This is a genomic window from Rickettsia endosymbiont of Urophora cardui (genome assembly GCF_964030725.1).
GTDB lineage: Bacteria > Pseudomonadota > Alphaproteobacteria > Rickettsiales > Rickettsiaceae > Rickettsia.
In genome coordinates this window covers 767,913-786,545 of record NZ_CAXIPY010000006.1, presented here as the reverse complement: position 1 = coordinate 786,545, position 18,633 = coordinate 767,913, and the positions used below count along the sequence as shown (strand labels likewise).

Sequence of the window (18,633 nt, the reverse complement as noted above, 5' to 3'; positions counted from 1 at the left end):
TAAAACTATTTTTCTCTAGATTAGCATATTATTTGCTAAGTGCGAAACTCCTGCAATCTACTCCTGTAGATTATAGAATATATGATAAAGAAACTGATGGTAAAACAAAGAACGAGCATTTTTGTGATATGCTTACTTTAGCTAAAGAAAGAGGTATCAAGCCTGATGCTATAGTTATGGATGCTTGGTATAGTGGTTTGGATAATTTAAAACATATACGTAATTTAGGTTGGATATGGGTTACCAACCTAAGAAAAAATAGAAAAGTTAATCGTAATGTTAGCTTGGAAACTTTAGAGATTCCCGATGAAGGGCTAAAAATTCACCTACGTGGATACGGTTGGGTTACGGTATTTAAGTTTGTGGCAAAAAATGGTCGCATTGATTACATAACAACTAATTTAGAGAATCCTACACGTGAGCAAATAGAGAAAATTGTTAAGGCGCGTTGGTCTATAGAAGTTTATCATCGAGAATTGAAACAAACTTGTGGTATTGAATGCTGTCAGGCACGCACGGGTCGAGCTCAAAGAAATCATATTTGCCTTGCTGTATTGGCCTGGCTTGATATGAACAAAAGGAGGATAAATGAAAACATTACTTTATATCAACAAACTTGGGAAGTTATAAAAACATCAATTCAGAACAACATTAAATGGCTTCTAACTAATACACAATTTTGCTAAGTGCGAAACTCCTGCCTTATTCTCCATGGCAAAAACCATTGATAGAGAAGATTAACTCAATGGTGCACAGAGTATACTCTAAATCTTTAGATATAAAAAAATTAACAATAAAGCAATTACAAGAAATTGAGGATTTTTTAAATAATTTACCAAGAAAAGTGCTCGGTTATAAAACACCCAATGAGGTATGGGAAGAAAATATAAATCTGGCTTAATTAATACTGGAATTTACCGTTTTTAAAGTTAGTCCAGCAATGTTTAATAGGATTTAGATCTGGTGAATATGTGAGTAAATACAAAAACTATGGTAAAAACCTTTCCGCGTTAGCTATATATCGCGAGCTATGGCTTTGTTGCATAAATAAAATTTGTAGAGCAAGAGTGGTGATAATCTGGTAAGATGTCCTGAATTAAAAAATAATCCAGATTATATGAGATCTCGGAAGAAAGCCCCTTTTAGTAAATCACGCAAGTATTCTAAATATAAAATAACGAATTGGTCAGAATATAATAATTTTTTACGCAATAGGGGTCGCATAGATTTTATGATTGCCAGTGATTTGGCGATTGGCTGGTATGCTGATTACAGAGAGGAAATGAAACGAGGAAGACCTAGACGCTATAGTGATCACGCTATATTACAGTGTTTGAAGATCAGATGCTTATTCGGTCTTAAGTTACGCCAAACCCAAGGCTTTATAAACTGGCTCTTTGAAATATCGGGTTTATCTATTAGATGTCCAGACTATACAACATTAAGTAAGCGTATGAAGTCATTAGATCTTAGGTATTTACATGGAAATCAAGATAAAGAATTTAGTTGTATTTCAATGGATAGTACAGGGATACAAGCCTACACAGGGAACGAATGGCTAGAAAATAAGCATGGTAAGCAATATAAGCGTCGCATATGGAAAAAGCTACATATCGTTATAGAAGATCAAGGTATGATACTTGCCGATAGTACCACAGAGCATACTATAGATGATAGATCACAGATTGGACTACTAATAGCTAATGTCAGAGCCAAGGATTTTCTGGGAGATCGAGGGTATGACGGTGAATCTACATATCAATTGTTGAGAAAGAAGAAGATAAAACCAGTTATTAGACCCCCAAACTCTTCAGTAAAAGTTCAATCGCTTAGGGATAAAACTGAGAGAGATGCAGCTGTTATATATCAACAAAACAAAGGATACCAAGCATGGAGGGTAAAGAATAATTATGGTAGAAGGGAGCGTGTAGAGAACACGTTCTTTCGATTTAAAACTTCTTTTGGTAGTAAGTTTCTATCAAGACATGATCAAAATATGACAAAAGAAATGTCTATTAAATGCCACTTATTAAACAAAATGTTTGAAATTGGTAAACCTATCTCTGTGCCTGTTGGCTAGGCTAGTCCGTCCGCCAAAACTCTACAAGCCTTATAGATAATATGGTTTTAAGACAAGAAGTAATACAACAATCCGTAAGAAAATGATAAAATATGGTCATAAACCTTATGGATTTCAGTCAATGCCAATAGACAACATTATCAAATCGCAAGAACAAGGGAAACTGTTTGGTTATAAATTAAAAGAAGAATTAAACCCAAATAATAAGCTATATAAATTAAGAGAATTAATAAATTGGTCTAGGCTCGAAGAGTGGTTATCAAAAAATGTTTGTATTAAGAAATTTGGTAGAAATAGAAAATGTCATAGAGTGATGCTTGGCATAACGATGCTACAAGCAATGTATAATTTTTCAGATTCATTATCAGAGGAAGAGCTAAAAGAGAATATGTATTGGCAGTATTTCTGCGGGTGGGAATATATAGAAAAAGACATAGCTATCTCGGAAACTAGTATACGACGGTTTCGTAGTGTATTAGGTGAAGCTGGATATAATGAGATATTATCGGAGTTGATCAGGGTTGGGATAAAAACTAACACAATTAAAAAAAAAGATTTGGAATTAATCATCGCTGATACGACTGTACAAATTAAGAATATCAAACACCCACACGATGTTTATTTAATGGATAAAGCTAGGCTTAGCATAGTAAAGCTTTGCAACAGTTTGGGTATACATTTGAATGAAACATACGCTAGAACCTATAAACGCGATATAGTAAAGCTATGGAAATATAAAGAACATAGTAAAGCCAAGAAGCGTTGGAAAATAATGAAGCATTTAAAAATATTACTGGGTCGTTTGATTAGAGTATGTGAGCGTGAGATCAAAAATAAGCAATTAAACTTGTCTCTCAAAAATCAAGAAGTATTGCAAAAAATAAAACAAATACATAACCAATCTGTTTTAAAAAGAGAAGCTAAAAAGCAATATAAAGAAGATAACAAAGTATTATATAGTTTTCATGCCCCTGAAGTAGAGTGTATAGGAAAGGGAAAACGCAACAAGCCATATGAGTTTGGCAATAAAGTAGCGGTAGTAGTAAGTGGTCGTAGAAATTTTGTTTTATCCGCAAAATCGTTTCATAATAATCCTTATGATGGTCATACATTGCATCAGAGCTTTGAAGCAGTAGAGAGTGTCACTGGAATCAAGATAAAGAAATCATTTGTTGATCTTGGGTATAGTGGTAGCAATGTAAAGGAGAAGAGTAAGGTATATACCCCAAAAACGCGGAAGAAGTTGTTACAAGAGGACAAGTCTATGATCAAGAGACGCAGTGCCATAGAACCAATAATAGGTCACTTAAAGCAATATGGTCGGATGGGTAGAAACTTCTTGAAAGGTATGATAGGAGATATTATCAATCCAATAATCTCTGCTATTGGTTTGAATTTACGATGCATTGCAAATCATTTACAAATCGTGTCTAACTCCACATAAATCAAAAATATCATCATGCAAAAACTAGATGAACGATAAAAAATCGTTAACAATAGCTCCATATCAAAATTAGACCAACACAGAAATGTATCAGTAAAAATTAACATAACTTATTAATTTTTATTGAAAATCTTAGCAATTTGTTGTCAAAACTCTATCCCATTACAAATGATCAGGATTTGAAGTGTTTTTGGCGGATAGACTAGGCTAGCATTGCGGGGTTAGGGGCAGTATATTCAAAAGCTTATTTATGCAACAAAGCCATGGATAGAGAAGATTAACTCAATGGTGCACAGAGTATACTCTAAATCTTTAGATATAAAAAAATTAACAATAAAGCAATTACAAGAAATTGAGGATTTTTTAAATAATTTACCAAGAAAAGTGCTCGGTTATAAAACACCCAATGAGGTATGGGAAGAAAATATAAATCTGGCTTAATTAATACTGGAATTTACCATAGAACTTTCCCTTTCACTGATCTCTGCACCATATAGCTCATGAATCTGAATCTTAATGTCAGAGAGGCTCATCCCTTTAGCATATAAGGATAATATCTTCTGATCTAATCCATCAATCCTAGTCTGACGTTTTGGTACTAGTACAGGAGCAAATTCAGCATTTCTATCACGTGGTACTTCAAGTTCCAATACTCCCCCTTCAGTAATGAGGCTTTTTTTGCCTACACCATTTCTGCTGTTTTCAGTCTCTAGCCTACCATATTTGCTATAACCAAGATGCTCATCCATCTCAGCTTTTAAGGCTCTTTCAAATATATTCTTTGTTAACTGCTTTAACATCCCGTCTTTGGCAAAAAAACTCGTTAAATCAGTATCTTTATCTACTAGCAAATCTACTGTTTGTTTTATCTTCTCTTGGTTAGTGTTACTCATGTTATTCCTGATAAATTATATTATTGTTAATATAACATATCCTAGAAATTTACACACTTAGTGAGACAGCACCTGCTGAGATTTTAAATAACATGCCAAGCAAGATTTTTGGTTATAAAACACCCAATGAAATTTGAGCAGAAAATTTATAGGTTCTGTTCTACTTAGTCCTTGAATTTTCAAAAAGAGGCATCTCTACTATAATCATTGACTTTACGGTTTGAGCTATAATCATGATAGAACTGTTGTTGCGATGTCTGCGTTGATATCGCCGATCACTGCAGATTCATTATCTTCAAAAAATATTCTACAATCTCCCGGTATGTCCTCAGCACCACCAGGGAAAAGCGTAGCATATTTTTGATCAATACGATATAGTAACTCGTTTAACGAGCAAGATTCATGCAACGGTTCTACATTAGGACGCAAAATATAAATACCATCCTTTAGTCTATGCACCTTATCAAGTAGGTTGTAATCATACGTCCCACCGCCTAATATTTTATTTTCTACTGAGTCTATATCTCTATTAAATTGTAAAGTAGTAATATTACTCTTATTATCAGGATTTGATGCAATAATAGCTGTATGGCCTCGCACAAGGTAAATATCACCAGGTTGGATTAATTTTAATTGTTCATCTTTGATATCACCTCTTAAAAAAGTAACGGGATTATAATGATATTCATTGCCTGGGTTAGAATATGCTGCCTTCATAGTGATAGTACTTATACTTTCAACTTGTTCGGTAGTAAGGTATGTTGCTTTACCTACAGATGTCGAACAATCTTCAGCACCAAATAATAATTGCTTTTTAAAATCACGTTGAGCACCATATTGATAATCTCCAAACAGCATCATGCTCTGTGTAGAAGAGAAAGGATAAGAGTACGGTATCAAGTCATCCGGTAAGTGATAGCTAGTATTACGACAAGAGAATGATGTAGCCGCACCAACCATACTGTCTTGCTTTTTATTACAAGTGGCAGCAAGACTCGCAAGCAATACTGAACTGACAGAAGGATTCTCATTACCCCAATATGTCTGTTCACTTGGCGATTGTAAAGTTGGGAGCTCACAAGGGTCAATAGTATTAGTTAATTTATGATAAAATTTACCATCATTTATTTGGCTAACTAACGTCTCCTCTTGACTCTCTGCCCAGTGTTTAGCCATATTAAGTTGTAAGTGAGTTTTATTAGTCTTTATAGGATATCCTATATTACTTAAGTCTTGATCTTTTAAATAGTTATTAATTACTATACTAGTACCATTAAATTCTTTTAAGCTTTGTGTAAACAGTGTGACTAATTCTGCATCTGATATATCAGTATGTTGTTCACGATATTCAAGAATAATCTTTTGTATTTTATCTTGACTATCTTTTGTGTAGAAGTTAAGATTTGATCTTACAGACACTATAAATTTTGCCCCTGATTGTCAGTTAAATTTTGACTGTCAGATACATATTCAAGATACAAGATTTCATTATTCTTTTCAACAGCTAATTTCTTACTATCCTTAAAAGTTTGCATAGGAGTTTTTCCATAACAATATTTACCAGAATGAGGTCTTTCATTATTGAAATACTCTAGCCAGATATCAAGATCTAATTGTAGGTCATCAAGAGCTGTATAAATCTTTTTCCGCATAGCTGTATCAAAGAATTCTTGTTTCATGGTTTTATTAAAACGCTCACACATACCGTTTGTTTGAGGAGAATATGCTTTAGTAGTAGTATGCTCTATACCTTCGATACTTAGAAATAATTCAAAAGCATGATGCTCTATATTCCCCTTATATTCTGACCCACGATCTGTCAGAATACGAAGTATTGGTATCCCTTGAGTCTCATACCATGGTAACACTCGGTCATTAAGCATATCAGCAGCAGTTAAAGCTGTTTTATCAGTATATAGTTTAACATCAGCTACTCTGCTGTAGCTATCAATAAATACCTGAGAATAAACCTTACCTATACCCTTAAAGTTGCCTACATAATATGTATCTTGGCATCCTAGATACCCTGGATGCTGTGTCTCAATTTCTCCATGAGCTTCTTTTTCATTACGACGCTTCTCTAGCACTTGTAATTGTGCCTCAGTAAGCACAATACCATCTTGAGCCATTTTTGCTTCTAATGCTTTAAGTCTTTTACTGATGTTGTTTAAATCATTACGTAACCAAATTGATCTTACTCCCCCAGGTGATACAAGTACACCTGTCTTTTTAAGCTCATTTGATACTCTTAGCTGACCATATGCTGGATATTCTATTGCCATATCTAGTACTGCTTTCTCTACAGCAGGATCAACTCTATTCGCTATTATTGGCTTTCTTCGACTAATTTCATACAACGCTTCTTCGCCACCAGTTTCATACAGTTCTTTAAATCTGTAATAACTATCTCTACTATATCCCATCGCTTTACATGCTGATGATATACTACCAAGGCTCTTAGCTAATTCAAGTAAACCTAATTTTGGTTTTATTATTTTTTGATTTAAGTTCATTCTTTATCTCCATTTAATAATTAATTTATTTTACTAAATGTAAGATATAATCTCAACTATTACAGATTAACACGTACTGATAATATTGTAGGTGCATTCCATTTCCTGATTGGTAACTCTTGTAAATGAACTAATTCTTCAGCTAATTTTTCTTTTCTACAGCTATTGCGCTTTTCTTTAATTTGTGTAAGGAATAATTCATAAGCTTTTAAATCAACAAAATTACGTGATCCACGTAATAGCAGATGTTGATTCACTGCTTGCTTAAATGTATCATGACTTTTTTCAACAGAACCATTTTCATGACTGACGCCTGGATTATTTCGCGATGGTGCAAAATTGTAATAACCAAGCAATTCTTGCCATCTTTCTGTAAATTGTCTACTATTACCACATTGCTTGGTAGCTGCACTTAAATTATCTGTACGATGCTCTGGTAAAACTCCACCTAACTCCCATACAGCTTTTTCAAACCCTGATGCTAATATATCAAAACTTTCACTATGGCATATGCTAAAAGTTTCCCAACATGAATAAGGCAACATAAAATGAAATAGTAAGTGAGGATATGGTTGCCCACCAATACAAATACCCAATTGATTCATATTGGTCCAATCAGACTGACTCTGTTTGCCAGGAAGAATATTTTGTAAAAAGATTACTGTCTTATCCTTACCATGTGCAGCTCTCCATTGTTTTAACCTTTTCTGCAAACAGCGTAATTGCTTCCCATTATAATTCCCATGATACTTTTCTGTCAAATATGCTAATATGGTAGTTGCTTGCAACTCCGGTGCTGATTCTAGCATTGATTCTATTTCATCCCAGTGCTTCACAAATGGATCCTTACGTGTCCTATATTTACGTATTGTGCGTAATTCGCTTGGATACTTATTAATACGTAAATACTTACGTGCCGTTTTTACACTCATACCTGCTTTTGCAGCAGAAATTATCTGATTATATTTTTTGATCTTTTGCATTAAAATACCTACTTGGTTATTTGTACATGTTATCAGTAATTCTCGAATAATATTTAAATATTTAAAAATAAATTTTTATTCGATTTTACTGTCCATAGTTACTTCTTTTTTATAGGTAATTTTAATGTTCGTTGAGGGTAATTCTAATATTCGTTAGTCAATTATCAAAAAAGTTTTAATTATACAATACTTACGCTATGTTATTATAAATAAGCTTAAAAACCCTTGATGTCAAGGTACGTTTTTATAGTGCATCACTTCATAAGATCCCTGAATGCATGGGAATTATGCGACACATAGAGTAAGTCTTGTTATATTCTCTTTACTGCACAGGTATTTCCTTACCATTTTGGTCTTTGAGTTCAATTCTAGGCAAAATAATGGTCAAGATGCCATTTTTTAGCTTAGAAGAAATGGCATTTTGATCAATATCATCATACAGAGAGATAACATAATTAAATTTTTTATTTAAATGATCAGTAGCACTATTTGCTTTAGTATCGTCAATGTTAGCTTCAATAAAAAGCTTATAATTATTTACTTTAAGTTTAATGTTGTCCTTATCATATCCTGGTATTTCTAGGACTAGGATATATTGTTTATCTTGAGTAATTAATTTACTTTTTATAGAACTTGAGTCATAGATAGATAATCTATCATCAAATATGCTATTCCAGTAATAATCAAAGGCAGAGAAAGGACGATTAATAAAATCTAATGGATGACGTAAATAAATAGTATTAGTATAATGATTACTATTTGATGTTTTTTTATCCTCAGCCGCAATGGTTGGATTAGCCAATAAAATAACAGTAATGCAAGTTATTAAAAATTTAATATTGTTGTATAACATAATTACCTTCTTTTACTTCAATTTGACTATATAACATATAAGGTTAATTTATAGAATTGTAACATAATTATATATCTAAACTAGATATAGTTTTAGAATAGAAAAATTCAAGTAATTATTCATGACGCTTATATCCTCCTAGGAATCTAATAAGGTATAAAAATAGGTTAATAAAGTCTAGATATAAGTTAAAAGCAGCTACAATAGACATTTTTTGTGCTAAATGATTGTCAGTATTAGTGAAGTAAAAAGATTTAATTTTTTGAGTATCCCAAGCTATTAGCCCAATGAAGATGATTACTCCTAGAAAAGAAGAAGCAAAATACACAGCAGGACTTTGCAAGAAAAGGTTAACCAGTGCAGTAAGCAGTAATCCAACAAGTCCCATTACAAAGAAAGAACCCCAAGAAGTAAGATCCTTATTAGTGCTATATCCATATAAGCTCATTATACCAAAAACAGCAGCACAAATAAAGAAAGTTCTAGCAATAGAGATAGTAGTGTAAATAAGAAATAGGTACGATAAAGACATGCCTACTAGAGCTGCATATATCCAAAATAAAGTTTGAGCTGATTGGATAGATGGTAAATTCCAGTATTAATTAAGTGTAATAGTTGAGATTATATCTTACATTTAGTAAAATAAATTAATTATTAAATGGAGATAAAGAATGAACTTAAATCAAAAAATAATAAAACCAAAATTAGGTTTACTTGAATTAGCTAAGAGCCTTGGTAGTATATCATCAGCATGTAAAGCGATGGGATATAGTAGAGATAGTTATTACAGATTTAAAGAACTGTATGAAACTGGTGGCGAAGAAGCGTTGTATGAAATTAGTCGAAGAAAGCCAATAATAGCGAATAGAGTTGATCCTGCTGTAGAGAAAGCAGTACTAGATATGGCAATAGAATATCCAGCATATGGTCAGCTAAGAGTATCAAATGAGCTTAAAAAGACAGGTGTACTTGTATCACCTGGGGGAGTAAGATCAATTTGGTTACGTAATGATTTAAACAACATCAGTAAAAGACTTAAAGCATTAGAAGCAAAAATGGCTCAAGATGGTATTGTGCTTACTGAGGCACAATTACAAGTGCTAGAGAAGCGTCGTAATGAAAAAGAAGCTCATGGAGAAATTGAGACACAGCATCCAGGGTATCTAGGATGCCAAGATACATATTATGTAGGCAACTTTAAGGGTATAGGTAAGGTTTATTCTCAGGTATTTATTGATAGCTACAGCAGAGTAGCTGATGTTAAACTATATACTGATAAAACAGCTTTAACTGCTGCTGATATGCTTAATGACCGAGTGTTACCATGGTATGAGACTCAAGGGATACCAATACTTCGTATTCTGACAGATCGTGGGTCAGAATATAAGGGGAATATAGAGCATCATGCTTTTGAATTATTTCTAAGTATCGAAGGTATAGAGCATACTACTACTAAAGCATATTCTCCTCAAACAAACGGTATGTGTGAGCGTTTTAATAAAACCATGAAACAAGAATTCTTTGATACAGCTATGCGGAAAAAGATTTATACAGCTCTTGATGACCTACAATTAGATCTTGATATCTGGCTAGAGTATTTCAATAATGAAAGACCTCATTCTGGTAAATATTGTTATGGAAAAACTCCTATGCAAACTTTTAAGGATAGTAAGAAATTAGCTGTTGAAAAGAATAATGAAATCTTGTATCTTGAATATGTATCTGACAGTCAAAATTTAACTGACAATCAGGGGCAAAATTTATAGTGTCTGTAAGATCAAATCTTAACTTCTACAAATTAAGCCAGATTTATATTTTCTTCCCATACCTCATTGGGTGTTTTATAACCGAGCACTTTTCTTGGTAAATTATTTAAAAAATCCTCAATTTCTTGTAATTGCTTTATTGTTAATTTTTTTATATCTAAAGATTTAGAGTATACTCTGTGCACCATTGAGTTAATCTTCTCTATCAATGGTTTTTGCCATGGAGAATAAGGATTGCAAAAATATACTTTTCGTTCAGATTTTGGCAATAGTTGTTCATGATTGGTAAATTCTTTGCCATTATCTAACGTTATGCTTTTGATTATATGCGACAATTGTTTAAGTTTTTTATTCATGTTACCAATCACATCTTGTGTTCTTTTTGAACGGTTTAAAGTGAGAAACACTTTTTGTGTTCTGATATCCACAAGAGCGCCTATATTACGACTTTGATTACCTTTGTTAAAAGTTAAATCACCTTCTAAATGACCTATTGCTGCTATCTTTCTATTTATCTCTGGTCTTTCAGTAATGGAAACTCGATTTGGTATTGTAATTCTTTTGTTTCTGATTCTTGTACCATGATGCAACCTATTTTTCCTTTTTCTTGCTAAAGATAAATATAATTTTTGCCTTTGTGCTATAGGAGATGTATAAATAAACTGGTATATACTCTCTGTAGAAATATTGACAGTATCTCGTGATAGTTTACGTCTACCTGAAATTATATCTGGTGAAATACCCTGTGTTAACTGCTTTATTATTTCTGCTCGTAAATTATTATCAATATCTAATTTTCTTTTTCTCTTACCTTGCCTTAAACTGCAAGCAAGTGTGTTAGCCCTATCTGGTCTATAATTATGCCTCATTCTCTTGAGTTCATAACATATAGTGCTTTTATCACGGCCAATCTTTGTCCCTATATATCGCGAGCTATAACCACTCTTATTCATTTCGTATATTTTAAATCTTTCATCTATCGTTAAATGAGCCATGATATATCTATATTTAAATGATGCTCCTCGCAGCAGAGCTAAGAGGTATCTAAAAAAGTTTTAGTTGTTTCTTATCAGGAGTTTCGCACTTAGCAAAATTGTGTATTAGTTAGAAGCCATTTAATGTTGTTCTGAATTGATGTTTTTATAACTTCCCAAGTTTGTTGATATAAAGTAATGTTTTCATTTATCCTCCTTTTGTTCATATCAAGCCAGGCCAATACAGCAAGGCAAATATGATTTCTTTGAGCTCGACCCGTGCGTGCCTGACAGCATTCAATACCACAAGTTTGTTTCAATTCTCGATGATAAACTTCTATAGACCAACGCGCCTTAACAATTTTCTCTATTTGCTCACGTGTAGGATTCTCTAAATTAGTTGTTATGTAATCAATGCGACCATTTTTTGCCACAAACTTAAATACCGTAACCCAACCGTATCCACGTAGGTGAATTTTTAGCCCTTCATCGGGAATCTCTAAAGTTTCCAAGCTAACATTACGATTAACTTTTCTATTTTTTCTTAGGTTGGTAACCCATATCCAACCTAAATTACGTATATGTTTTAAATTATCCAAACCACTATACCAAGCATCCATAACTATAGCATCAGGCTTGATACCTCTTTCTTTAGCTAAAGTAAGCATATCACAAAAATGCTCGTTCTTTGTTTTACCATCAGTTTCTTTATCATATATTCTATAATCTACAGGAGTAGATTGATCAATTTGAGTATTGTAATGCAGTAAGTTTACCATTCCTATACCAGGTATAACATCATGTACAGCCCCAGAATATTGATAATTTACAAGCTCGATCCTCTTACTGTATTGCTTTGACAATAAGGTGTCATCTCCTACTAATAAACAAGGATCTTCCAGATCAATATATTTTGACACTTTGCTATAGATTTCGCTAGGGCGAAAATCCTTACTCTTTAACCATCGACTTGCACTATCGTGCGATAGATCTAATGGACTTACTTCAGATAATGCTTTGCTAGTATATCTTACACTACTTGCTTGTAAGAATGATTTATATAAATCTTTGCTACATTTTGATCTTGTCATTTTTATCTAAAACTATTTTTCTCTAGATTAGCATATTATTTGCTAAGTGCGAAACTCCTGCTTATGATATCACGAAGCAGAGCTTCGGGGAATTAAACCCTGAGAGATTAAAAATTGATTATATCTGGCTTAATTAATTATAGAACTTTCCGATGAAGTAATAGATGAGGTCAAGATTTGGCAGAGTAGACCTCTTGAATCAGTATACCCTATAGTATATTTTGACTGTTTAGTAGTGAAAGTAAGACAAGATAAACTTATTATTAATAAATCAGTATATGTAGCTTTAGGAATAGATTTATCTGGTAGAAAGGATATTTTAGGCTTATGGATAAGTGAGAATGAAGGAGCTAAATTTTGGCTTGGTAATTTTACTGAGATGAAAAATAGAGGAGTAAAAGATATCTTAATTGCTTGTAGTGATAATCTAACTGGTATGTCTGATGCTATTGCATCAGTATACCCGAAAACTGAACATCAAATTTGTATTGTCCATCAGATCAGGAATAGCCTCAAATATGTATCATATAAAGATAGAAAGCAATTAGCAGCGGATTTGAAACTAATCTATACTTCTGCTACTGAAAAAGAAGCAGAATTAGCTCTTGAGTCATTTGATCAAAAATGGAGTAAGCAATGAGTCTTTTGCAATGATTGTGTAAATTTTTGTTGAGCCTATATTAGAAGTAATTAAAAATATAGGTAACAGAAATGCAAATAGAGAAGAATAAAAAAATAAATGAAGCAATAGATTTGCTGATAGAAGGCGGAGTAGATTTAAAAACAGTACTAAGTCAGAATGGATTAATTAAGGAATTAACCAAGGGTATTTTAGAGCGAGCACTGCATGCTGAGATGTCAGAACATTTAGGTTATAGCAAGTATGATAGAGCTGAAACTGAGAATGCGAGGAATGGTAGTTTTAGTAAGAATCTGATTAGTGAGAATGGTACTATAGAGCTAAATGTTCCAAGAGACAGACAAGGTAAATTTGAACCTATAATAGTCTCAAAGAAACAAACAAGAATAGATGGCTTAGACCAAAAGATAATATCCTTATATGCGAAGGGTATGAGTGTGTCTGATATTAAAACACAATTGCAAGAATTATATGGAGCTGAGATCAGTGAGAGCCTAATCAGCAGGATTACAGATGAAGTAATAGATGAGGTCAAGATTTGGCAGAGTAGACCTCTTGAATCAGTATACCCTATAGTATATTTTGACTGTTTAGTAGTGAAAGTAAGACAAGATAAACTTATTATTAATAAATCAGTATATGTAGCTTTAGGAATAGATTTATCTGGCAGAAAGGATATTTTAGGCTTATGGATAAGTGAGAATGAAGGAGCTAAATTTTGGCTTGGTAATTTTACTGAAATGAAGAATCGAGGAGTAAAAGATATCTTAATTGCTTGTAGTGATAATCTAACTGGTATGTCTGATGCTATTGCATCAGTATATCCGAAAACTGAACATCAAATTTGTATTGTCCATCAGATCAGGAATAGCCTCAAATATGTATCATATAAAGATAGAAAGCAATTAGCAGCGGATTTGAAACTAATCTATACTTCTGCTACTGAAAAAGAAGCAGAATTAGCTCTTGAGTCATTTGATCAAAAATGGAGTAAGCAATATCCGCATATAGCTAAATCTTGGTATAATAATTGGGATAATTTGATAATTTTCTTGCAATATCCAAAGGAGATTCGTAAGATTATTTACACTACAAATGCGATAGAATCGCTGAATAGCCAATTGAGAAAAGTTACTAAGAATAAACGCATCTTTCCAAATGATGACGCAGTATTTAAAGTTTTATATCTGACAATTGATTATATTACCAAAAAATGGTCTATGCCTATCCCCAATTGGAATGAAGCTATGGCTCATTTTATGATCAAATTTGATGGTAGAATTTAATGGTTCACGAAATTTACACAATTGATGAGACAGAGCCTAAGCAATATCCGCATATAGCTAAATCTTGGTATAATAATTGGGATAATTTGATAATTTTCTTGCAATATCCAAAGGAGATTCGTAAGATTATTTACACTACAAATGCGATAGAATCGCTGAATAGCCAATTGAGAAAAGTTACTAAGAATAAACGCATCTTTCCAAATGATGACGCAGTATTTAAGGTTTTATATCTGACAATTGATTATATTACCAAAAAATGGTCTATGCCTATCCCCAATTGGAATGAAGCTATGGCTCATTTTATGATCAAATTTGATGGTAGGATTTAATGGCTCACGAAATTTACACAATTGATGAAACAGAGCCTACAAATCAAAACAGTTTCTTTAATCCTTTTTGCAGCAGTTTATTAACAGGATCGGTAGGTTGTTGGTTTTGTGGTTGCTCTGTATTATTCTGTTCATTACTACTATCTTCCTTTTTCTTTCTTAAACCTAAAGCATCTTTTATAATATTTTCAGGTTTCTTTTCACCGCTTTTTAGGTCTTTAATGACGCTGCTAAATACCTTTTTTATTAAATATGTTTGAAGAGCTTCCATATCTAATGTATGTTGTGGATTATTTATAGAACCGTAAAGTTTGACCCCTAGAGGAGGAAAATTATTGATAGTGATACTTGCTCCGATATCCATCATATATTGCGGTAGGTTGATTTGACCATGAGCATTGGCTTTAGCCGGGCTAGCATCCAAATGACATTCAGTTAGTCGTACCATGCCACGCTCTATATTACCGGTTACTACTAAATTATTAAAGGATGTAGTACCGCCACTAAACGAGCCATTTATAAGGCGTAGAACTCCTTCCGTATTTTTAGCATTATTTATCGCATCCACAATGCGGTTTAAATCAAATCCGCTAATTTTTCCATTACTACTATTTACGTTAAATTGTCCATTTAAATTATTAACATAAGTATAAACGCTATTACCAGTAGAATTGAGTTCGGTGGTAAAATTTAATCGTCCATCGGTTATTTTTATTTTACCACTTTGCGGAGTTAAGCTTTTAACATAAGCATTTTTTAAATCAATTTTAATCGCTGCATTTTGATCTTTTCCTGAGCTTACGTAACCGTTTGCGTTAAGATCGCCACCATAAATATTTGCACTAACTGAAGTAATATTTAGCTTACCTCCGGTGATAGCTAATTTTGCTTTAAAATTATTTATTACCAATGAATCATTGGTTAGTTTATCTATATTTGCTGATAGCTGTCCCTCGATTGTATTTAAAAAGCGTAAATCAATAGGACTATTTGACCAAGGAGTGCTACTTTTAGGAGCATTAGCAGACGCTTGAGCTGTATTATTTGCAACAGGATTAGAAGCAGATGTAGGAGCGGGAGCAGAGCTGCCTGAGGTAATTTTTTCTAAGTTAATTAATGGGCTGTATATATTAAGGTTAAAATTAGTTTTTTGAAAAGCTAAATTAACATCGCCTTTAATTGCTATATTAGTATTAAAGGCTGATATTTTATCATTTATCTGTAATGTATCTTTAGTTTTTTGCACTTCCCCATTTAATTGTAATGTGCCAATACGATTTAGATTATTGACTCCAAGCAAAGCCATAAATGACTCAAAATTATTAATTTTTAAATTATGAATAGCAGATATGTCTTGCTTCAGATTTTTCAGGGTTACATCGCCTGATAAATTACTATTCCCAGCAATTAAATTGATATTATGTAAAATTAGGGCTTGTGAATTATAGACTACATTGGAAATAAGAGAAATTTTTTGGTTAATGATAGGAGGTAATTTATCAGTTTTTATTTTCAGAGCGTTAAGTAAAGGTTTTAGATTATCTGCTGCTATTTTAATATTACCATTGAAAATACTCGCCTTATCTAAATTAGAGCTAATATCACCAATGATATTACCCGGATTTGCAATAATATTTGCCTTTAAACTATTATGTTCTATATCATAATTTGCATTTGCCAGTAATTCTATATTAGTATAGTTAAGCCTTGCATCTTTTAAATTCAGATTTTTGCTATCTGCAATTATGGATGCTGTTAACTCATAATCATTTTGTAAATCACTTGGCAGCCCTAAAGTTTTAGTATTACCTTTAATATTTGCAAGACCTATGAAAGAATTATTTTCACTATCGAGCTTTCCCTCAATTTTAATTTTTTCGTCCGCAATATTGATATTTGCACTTAATGGTATTACTTTTCCAATTTCTTCAATATTACCATCTATATAAATTTTTTGCTCTAGAGCCTCTAATGCTAAAGTAAAATCTATTGGACCTTTAGTACTTTTAACGTGAGTATCTAAATTAATATTGTTAAATATTTTTTCATTACCATTCTCTTTATGTATAATTTTACCATCTGAAATTTTAAAATGATTGATAAGAATAGGGAGTTCTAACTTAGTTTTGGCATTAGAAGCTGTGGATATAGAAGCATCTTGATTTATTTCAGTTTTATTTTTAGGTGTGAAAAAATCCCAATTTTTTTGTCCGTTATTTAAAACTTCAAGATTTATCACCGGTTTTTGTAGCTCTACAGATGCTACTTCAATTGCCCCTCTAAAAAGTGGTAGAAGCTTAAGTGAAGCTTTAGCGTTTTCAACAGATACTAAATAAGGTTCTTTTGTTTTATCTATTGAGGATAATTTAACTTCCGGTAAGGATATTGCAGGATTTGGTAGTAAAGATAATTTTATATCGCCATTAATAGTTAAATCTCTATTTATCGTTTCTTTGACTTTACTTATTATTATCCCTTTATAATTGTTCAAAGGGATAAAGAAAGGAATAATAATTAACAATAATATTATACTGATAAATATAATAAGTGAGTATTTCAAAGTTTTATTCATATGATTTAACCTTTCTTAAAGCTATATTTAATTAATCGGTATTTCTTTTGCGTCCTGCTCTTTAACCTCTATGCGTGGCAAGGTAATAGTAAGTATACCGTTTTTTAGACTTGAAGAAATATTTTTTTGATCTACATCCTCATATAAAGATATTACATAATTAAAGTTCTTATTCATATAATTATCTGAATCATCGGCTTTATTTTCGTCTTCAATGTTTCCTTTAACGAATAATTTATTACCATTTACTTTAATCTCTCAGGGTTTAATTCCCCGAAGCTCTGCTTCGTGATATCATAAGAAACAACTAAAAACCTGAATTCTGGATTAGCTAATTTTGAGATATAGCAGGTTTGTTAGGTTTCATACAGTATGCAATTAGGGCGGATAAGATATGTACAAAGGCATTCCAAATTGATCTATGTCTTGTATGTTCGATCTCGAAAGCACCCTTCAGCACACTAAATACTGTTTCAATAATTGAGCGTTTGCGTAATAATATTTTTTCAAATAATGGCATAAGTTTATTCTTCATTTTCTTCTTTATGCCAGTTACTAACTTGATTCCTTTGCTGTATAGATCATCAAAGAGCTCCTGTTTGATATAACCCTTATCGCCAAACAATAATCCCGTGATATGTTTGGTGATTATCGAAACCGGCGCTCTATCATCTACATTACCAGGCGTTAGTTTTAGACCTTGAATCTCACCTTTTTCGTTAATAACCAAATGTAATTTTAGACCAAAAAACCAACTTTTTGTTGTTTTACCCAAAGCAGCAATACCGGCAAAGACTTTATTACGAGAGATTCTTTTTCGATGACAAACCTCTAAAGATGTGGCGTCAATATAAGAAACTCCCGTAGATTGAGCTGCCTGCATATACCATTCAAGTAATAAAACTAAATAACACAGAACTCTTGGTTTTAGAGCTATAAAACGAGTATATGATGGAAGAGTTACAAAGTCTGATTTATATAATTGTAGATAGGACATATAAAAATATTTAAAGTTTTTACAAGGTGATTGATGGTATAAAAGCACTATTGTTAACAGCTCAGAATAGCTTATTTCAGGCTTTCTTGTAGGGTTTTTATTAATTAATGGTAGAAATGATTTATTAATCTCTCAGGGTTTAATTCCCCGAAGCTCTGCTTCGTGATATCATAAGAAACAACTAAAACTTTTTTAGATACCTCGTAGCT

The 18,633-nt window shown here is 32.4% G+C and carries 13 protein-coding genes and 7 pseudogenes; 9 read left to right on the top strand and 11 right to left on the bottom strand.

Features of this window, described 5'->3' with window-relative positions; genetic code table 11:
- Positions 1–38: 38 nt before the first annotated feature.
- From AAHI98_RS12210 to AAHI98_RS12190, 5 genes and pseudogenes are all read left to right on the top strand, one after another.
- Positions 39–686 (top strand): annotated as a pseudogene (locus AAHI98_RS12210) (transposase); the annotation flags it as partial.
- Between the two features lie 14 nt (positions 687–700).
- Positions 701–901: pseudogene (locus tag AAHI98_RS12205) on the top strand (IS30 family transposase); the annotation flags it as partial.
- A gap of 216 nt (positions 902–1,117) precedes the next feature.
- On the top strand, positions 1,118–2,080 hold the full coding sequence (locus AAHI98_RS12200; protein ID WP_342224734.1) for an IS5 family transposase: 963 nt from the start codon (positions 1,118–1,120) through the stop codon (positions 2,078–2,080).
- 82 nt (positions 2,081–2,162) lie between these two features.
- Positions 2,163–3,524, top strand: a complete 1,362-nt coding sequence (locus AAHI98_RS12195; RefSeq protein ID WP_342224717.1) for an IS5 family transposase — start codon at positions 2,163–2,165, stop codon at positions 3,522–3,524.
- 258 nt (positions 3,525–3,782) lie between these two features.
- Positions 3,783–3,965, top strand: a pseudogene (locus AAHI98_RS12190) (IS30 family transposase); the annotation flags it as partial.
- Here the strand turns inward: AAHI98_RS12190 and AAHI98_RS12185 are convergent.
- From AAHI98_RS12185 to AAHI98_RS12160, 6 genes and pseudogenes are all read right to left on the bottom strand, one after another.
- Positions 3,962–4,417, bottom strand: coding sequence for a transposase (locus tag AAHI98_RS12185; RefSeq protein ID WP_342225980.1), 456 nt, complete (start codon positions 4,415–4,417; stop codon positions 3,962–3,964). The pseudogene AAHI98_RS12190 and the gene AAHI98_RS12185 sit on opposite strands and share 4 nt — an antisense overlap.
- A 231-nt stretch (positions 4,418–4,648) precedes the next feature.
- Positions 4,649–5,836, bottom strand: a complete 1,188-nt coding sequence (locus AAHI98_RS12180; RefSeq protein WP_342225979.1) for an RP439 family protein — start codon at positions 5,834–5,836, stop codon at positions 4,649–4,651.
- The gene (locus AAHI98_RS12175) at positions 5,836–6,930 is read right to left on the bottom strand and encodes an IS481 family transposase (protein WP_342224693.1); all 1,095 of its coding nucleotides are present in this window, start codon (positions 6,928–6,930) and stop codon (positions 5,836–5,838) included. Before AAHI98_RS12175 ends, AAHI98_RS12180 begins: the two co-directional genes overlap by 1 nt.
- A gap of 59 nt (positions 6,931–6,989) precedes the next feature.
- Positions 6,990–7,913, bottom strand: a complete 924-nt coding sequence (istA, locus tag AAHI98_RS12170; protein ID WP_342225978.1) for an IS21 family transposase — start codon at positions 7,911–7,913, stop codon at positions 6,990–6,992.
- A gap of 322 nt (positions 7,914–8,235) precedes the next feature.
- The gene (locus tag AAHI98_RS12165) at positions 8,236–8,766 is read right to left on the bottom strand and encodes an Hsp20/alpha crystallin family protein (RefSeq protein WP_342225551.1); all 531 of its coding nucleotides are present in this window, start codon (positions 8,764–8,766) and stop codon (positions 8,236–8,238) included.
- Between the two features lie 115 nt (positions 8,767–8,881).
- Positions 8,882–9,337: pseudogene (locus tag AAHI98_RS12160) on the bottom strand (Bax inhibitor-1/YccA family protein); the annotation flags it as partial.
- Between the two features lie 100 nt (positions 9,338–9,437).
- On the opposite strand from AAHI98_RS12160, the gene AAHI98_RS12155 reads away from it, so the two are divergent.
- Positions 9,438–10,532: an IS481 family transposase gene (locus AAHI98_RS12155; RefSeq protein ID WP_342224693.1), complete on the top strand. Its 1,095-nt coding sequence runs from the start codon at positions 9,438–9,440 to the stop codon at positions 10,530–10,532.
- A gap of 32 nt (positions 10,533–10,564) precedes the next feature.
- Here the strand turns inward: AAHI98_RS12155 and AAHI98_RS12150 are convergent, their stop codons facing one another.
- Together AAHI98_RS12150 and AAHI98_RS12145 are read right to left on the bottom strand one after the other, a co-directional pair.
- Complete coding sequence (locus AAHI98_RS12150; protein ID WP_342224646.1) at positions 10,565–11,527, bottom strand: IS30 family transposase; 963 nt, start codon at positions 11,525–11,527, stop codon at positions 10,565–10,567.
- A gap of 89 nt (positions 11,528–11,616) precedes the next feature.
- On the bottom strand, positions 11,617–12,597 hold the full coding sequence (locus AAHI98_RS12145; RefSeq protein ID WP_342224656.1) for an IS701 family transposase: 981 nt from the start codon (positions 12,595–12,597) through the stop codon (positions 11,617–11,619).
- Positions 12,598–12,733: 136 nt separating this feature from the next.
- Between AAHI98_RS12145 and AAHI98_RS12140 the strand changes: the two are divergent.
- From AAHI98_RS12140 to AAHI98_RS12130, 3 genes and pseudogenes are all read left to right on the top strand, one after another.
- Positions 12,734–13,234, top strand: a pseudogene (locus tag AAHI98_RS12140) (IS256 family transposase); the annotation flags it as partial.
- A 74-nt stretch (positions 13,235–13,308) separates the two neighbouring features.
- Positions 13,309–14,523, top strand: coding sequence for an IS256 family transposase (locus AAHI98_RS12135; protein WP_342224662.1), 1,215 nt, complete (start codon positions 13,309–13,311; stop codon positions 14,521–14,523).
- Positions 14,524–14,555: 32 nt separating this feature from the next.
- Positions 14,556–14,855, top strand: a pseudogene (locus tag AAHI98_RS12130) (transposase); the annotation flags it as partial.
- 43 nt (positions 14,856–14,898) lie between these two features.
- Here AAHI98_RS12130 and AAHI98_RS12125 read toward each other — a convergent pair.
- The 3 genes and pseudogenes from AAHI98_RS12125 to AAHI98_RS12115 form a co-directional block, all read right to left on the bottom strand.
- Positions 14,899–17,427 (bottom strand): AsmA family protein, encoded by a 2,529-nt coding sequence (locus AAHI98_RS12125; protein WP_342225976.1) that lies wholly within the window; start codon positions 17,425–17,427, stop codon positions 14,899–14,901.
- Between the two features lie 27 nt (positions 17,428–17,454).
- Positions 17,455–17,685: pseudogene (locus tag AAHI98_RS12120) on the bottom strand (Hsp20/alpha crystallin family protein); the annotation flags it as partial.
- Between the two features lie 73 nt (positions 17,686–17,758).
- A complete protein-coding gene (locus AAHI98_RS12115; RefSeq protein WP_458693699.1) occupies positions 17,759–18,553 on the bottom strand; it encodes an IS982 family transposase in 795 nt (264 codons plus the stop codon).
- Positions 18,554–18,633: the final 80 nt, after the last annotated feature.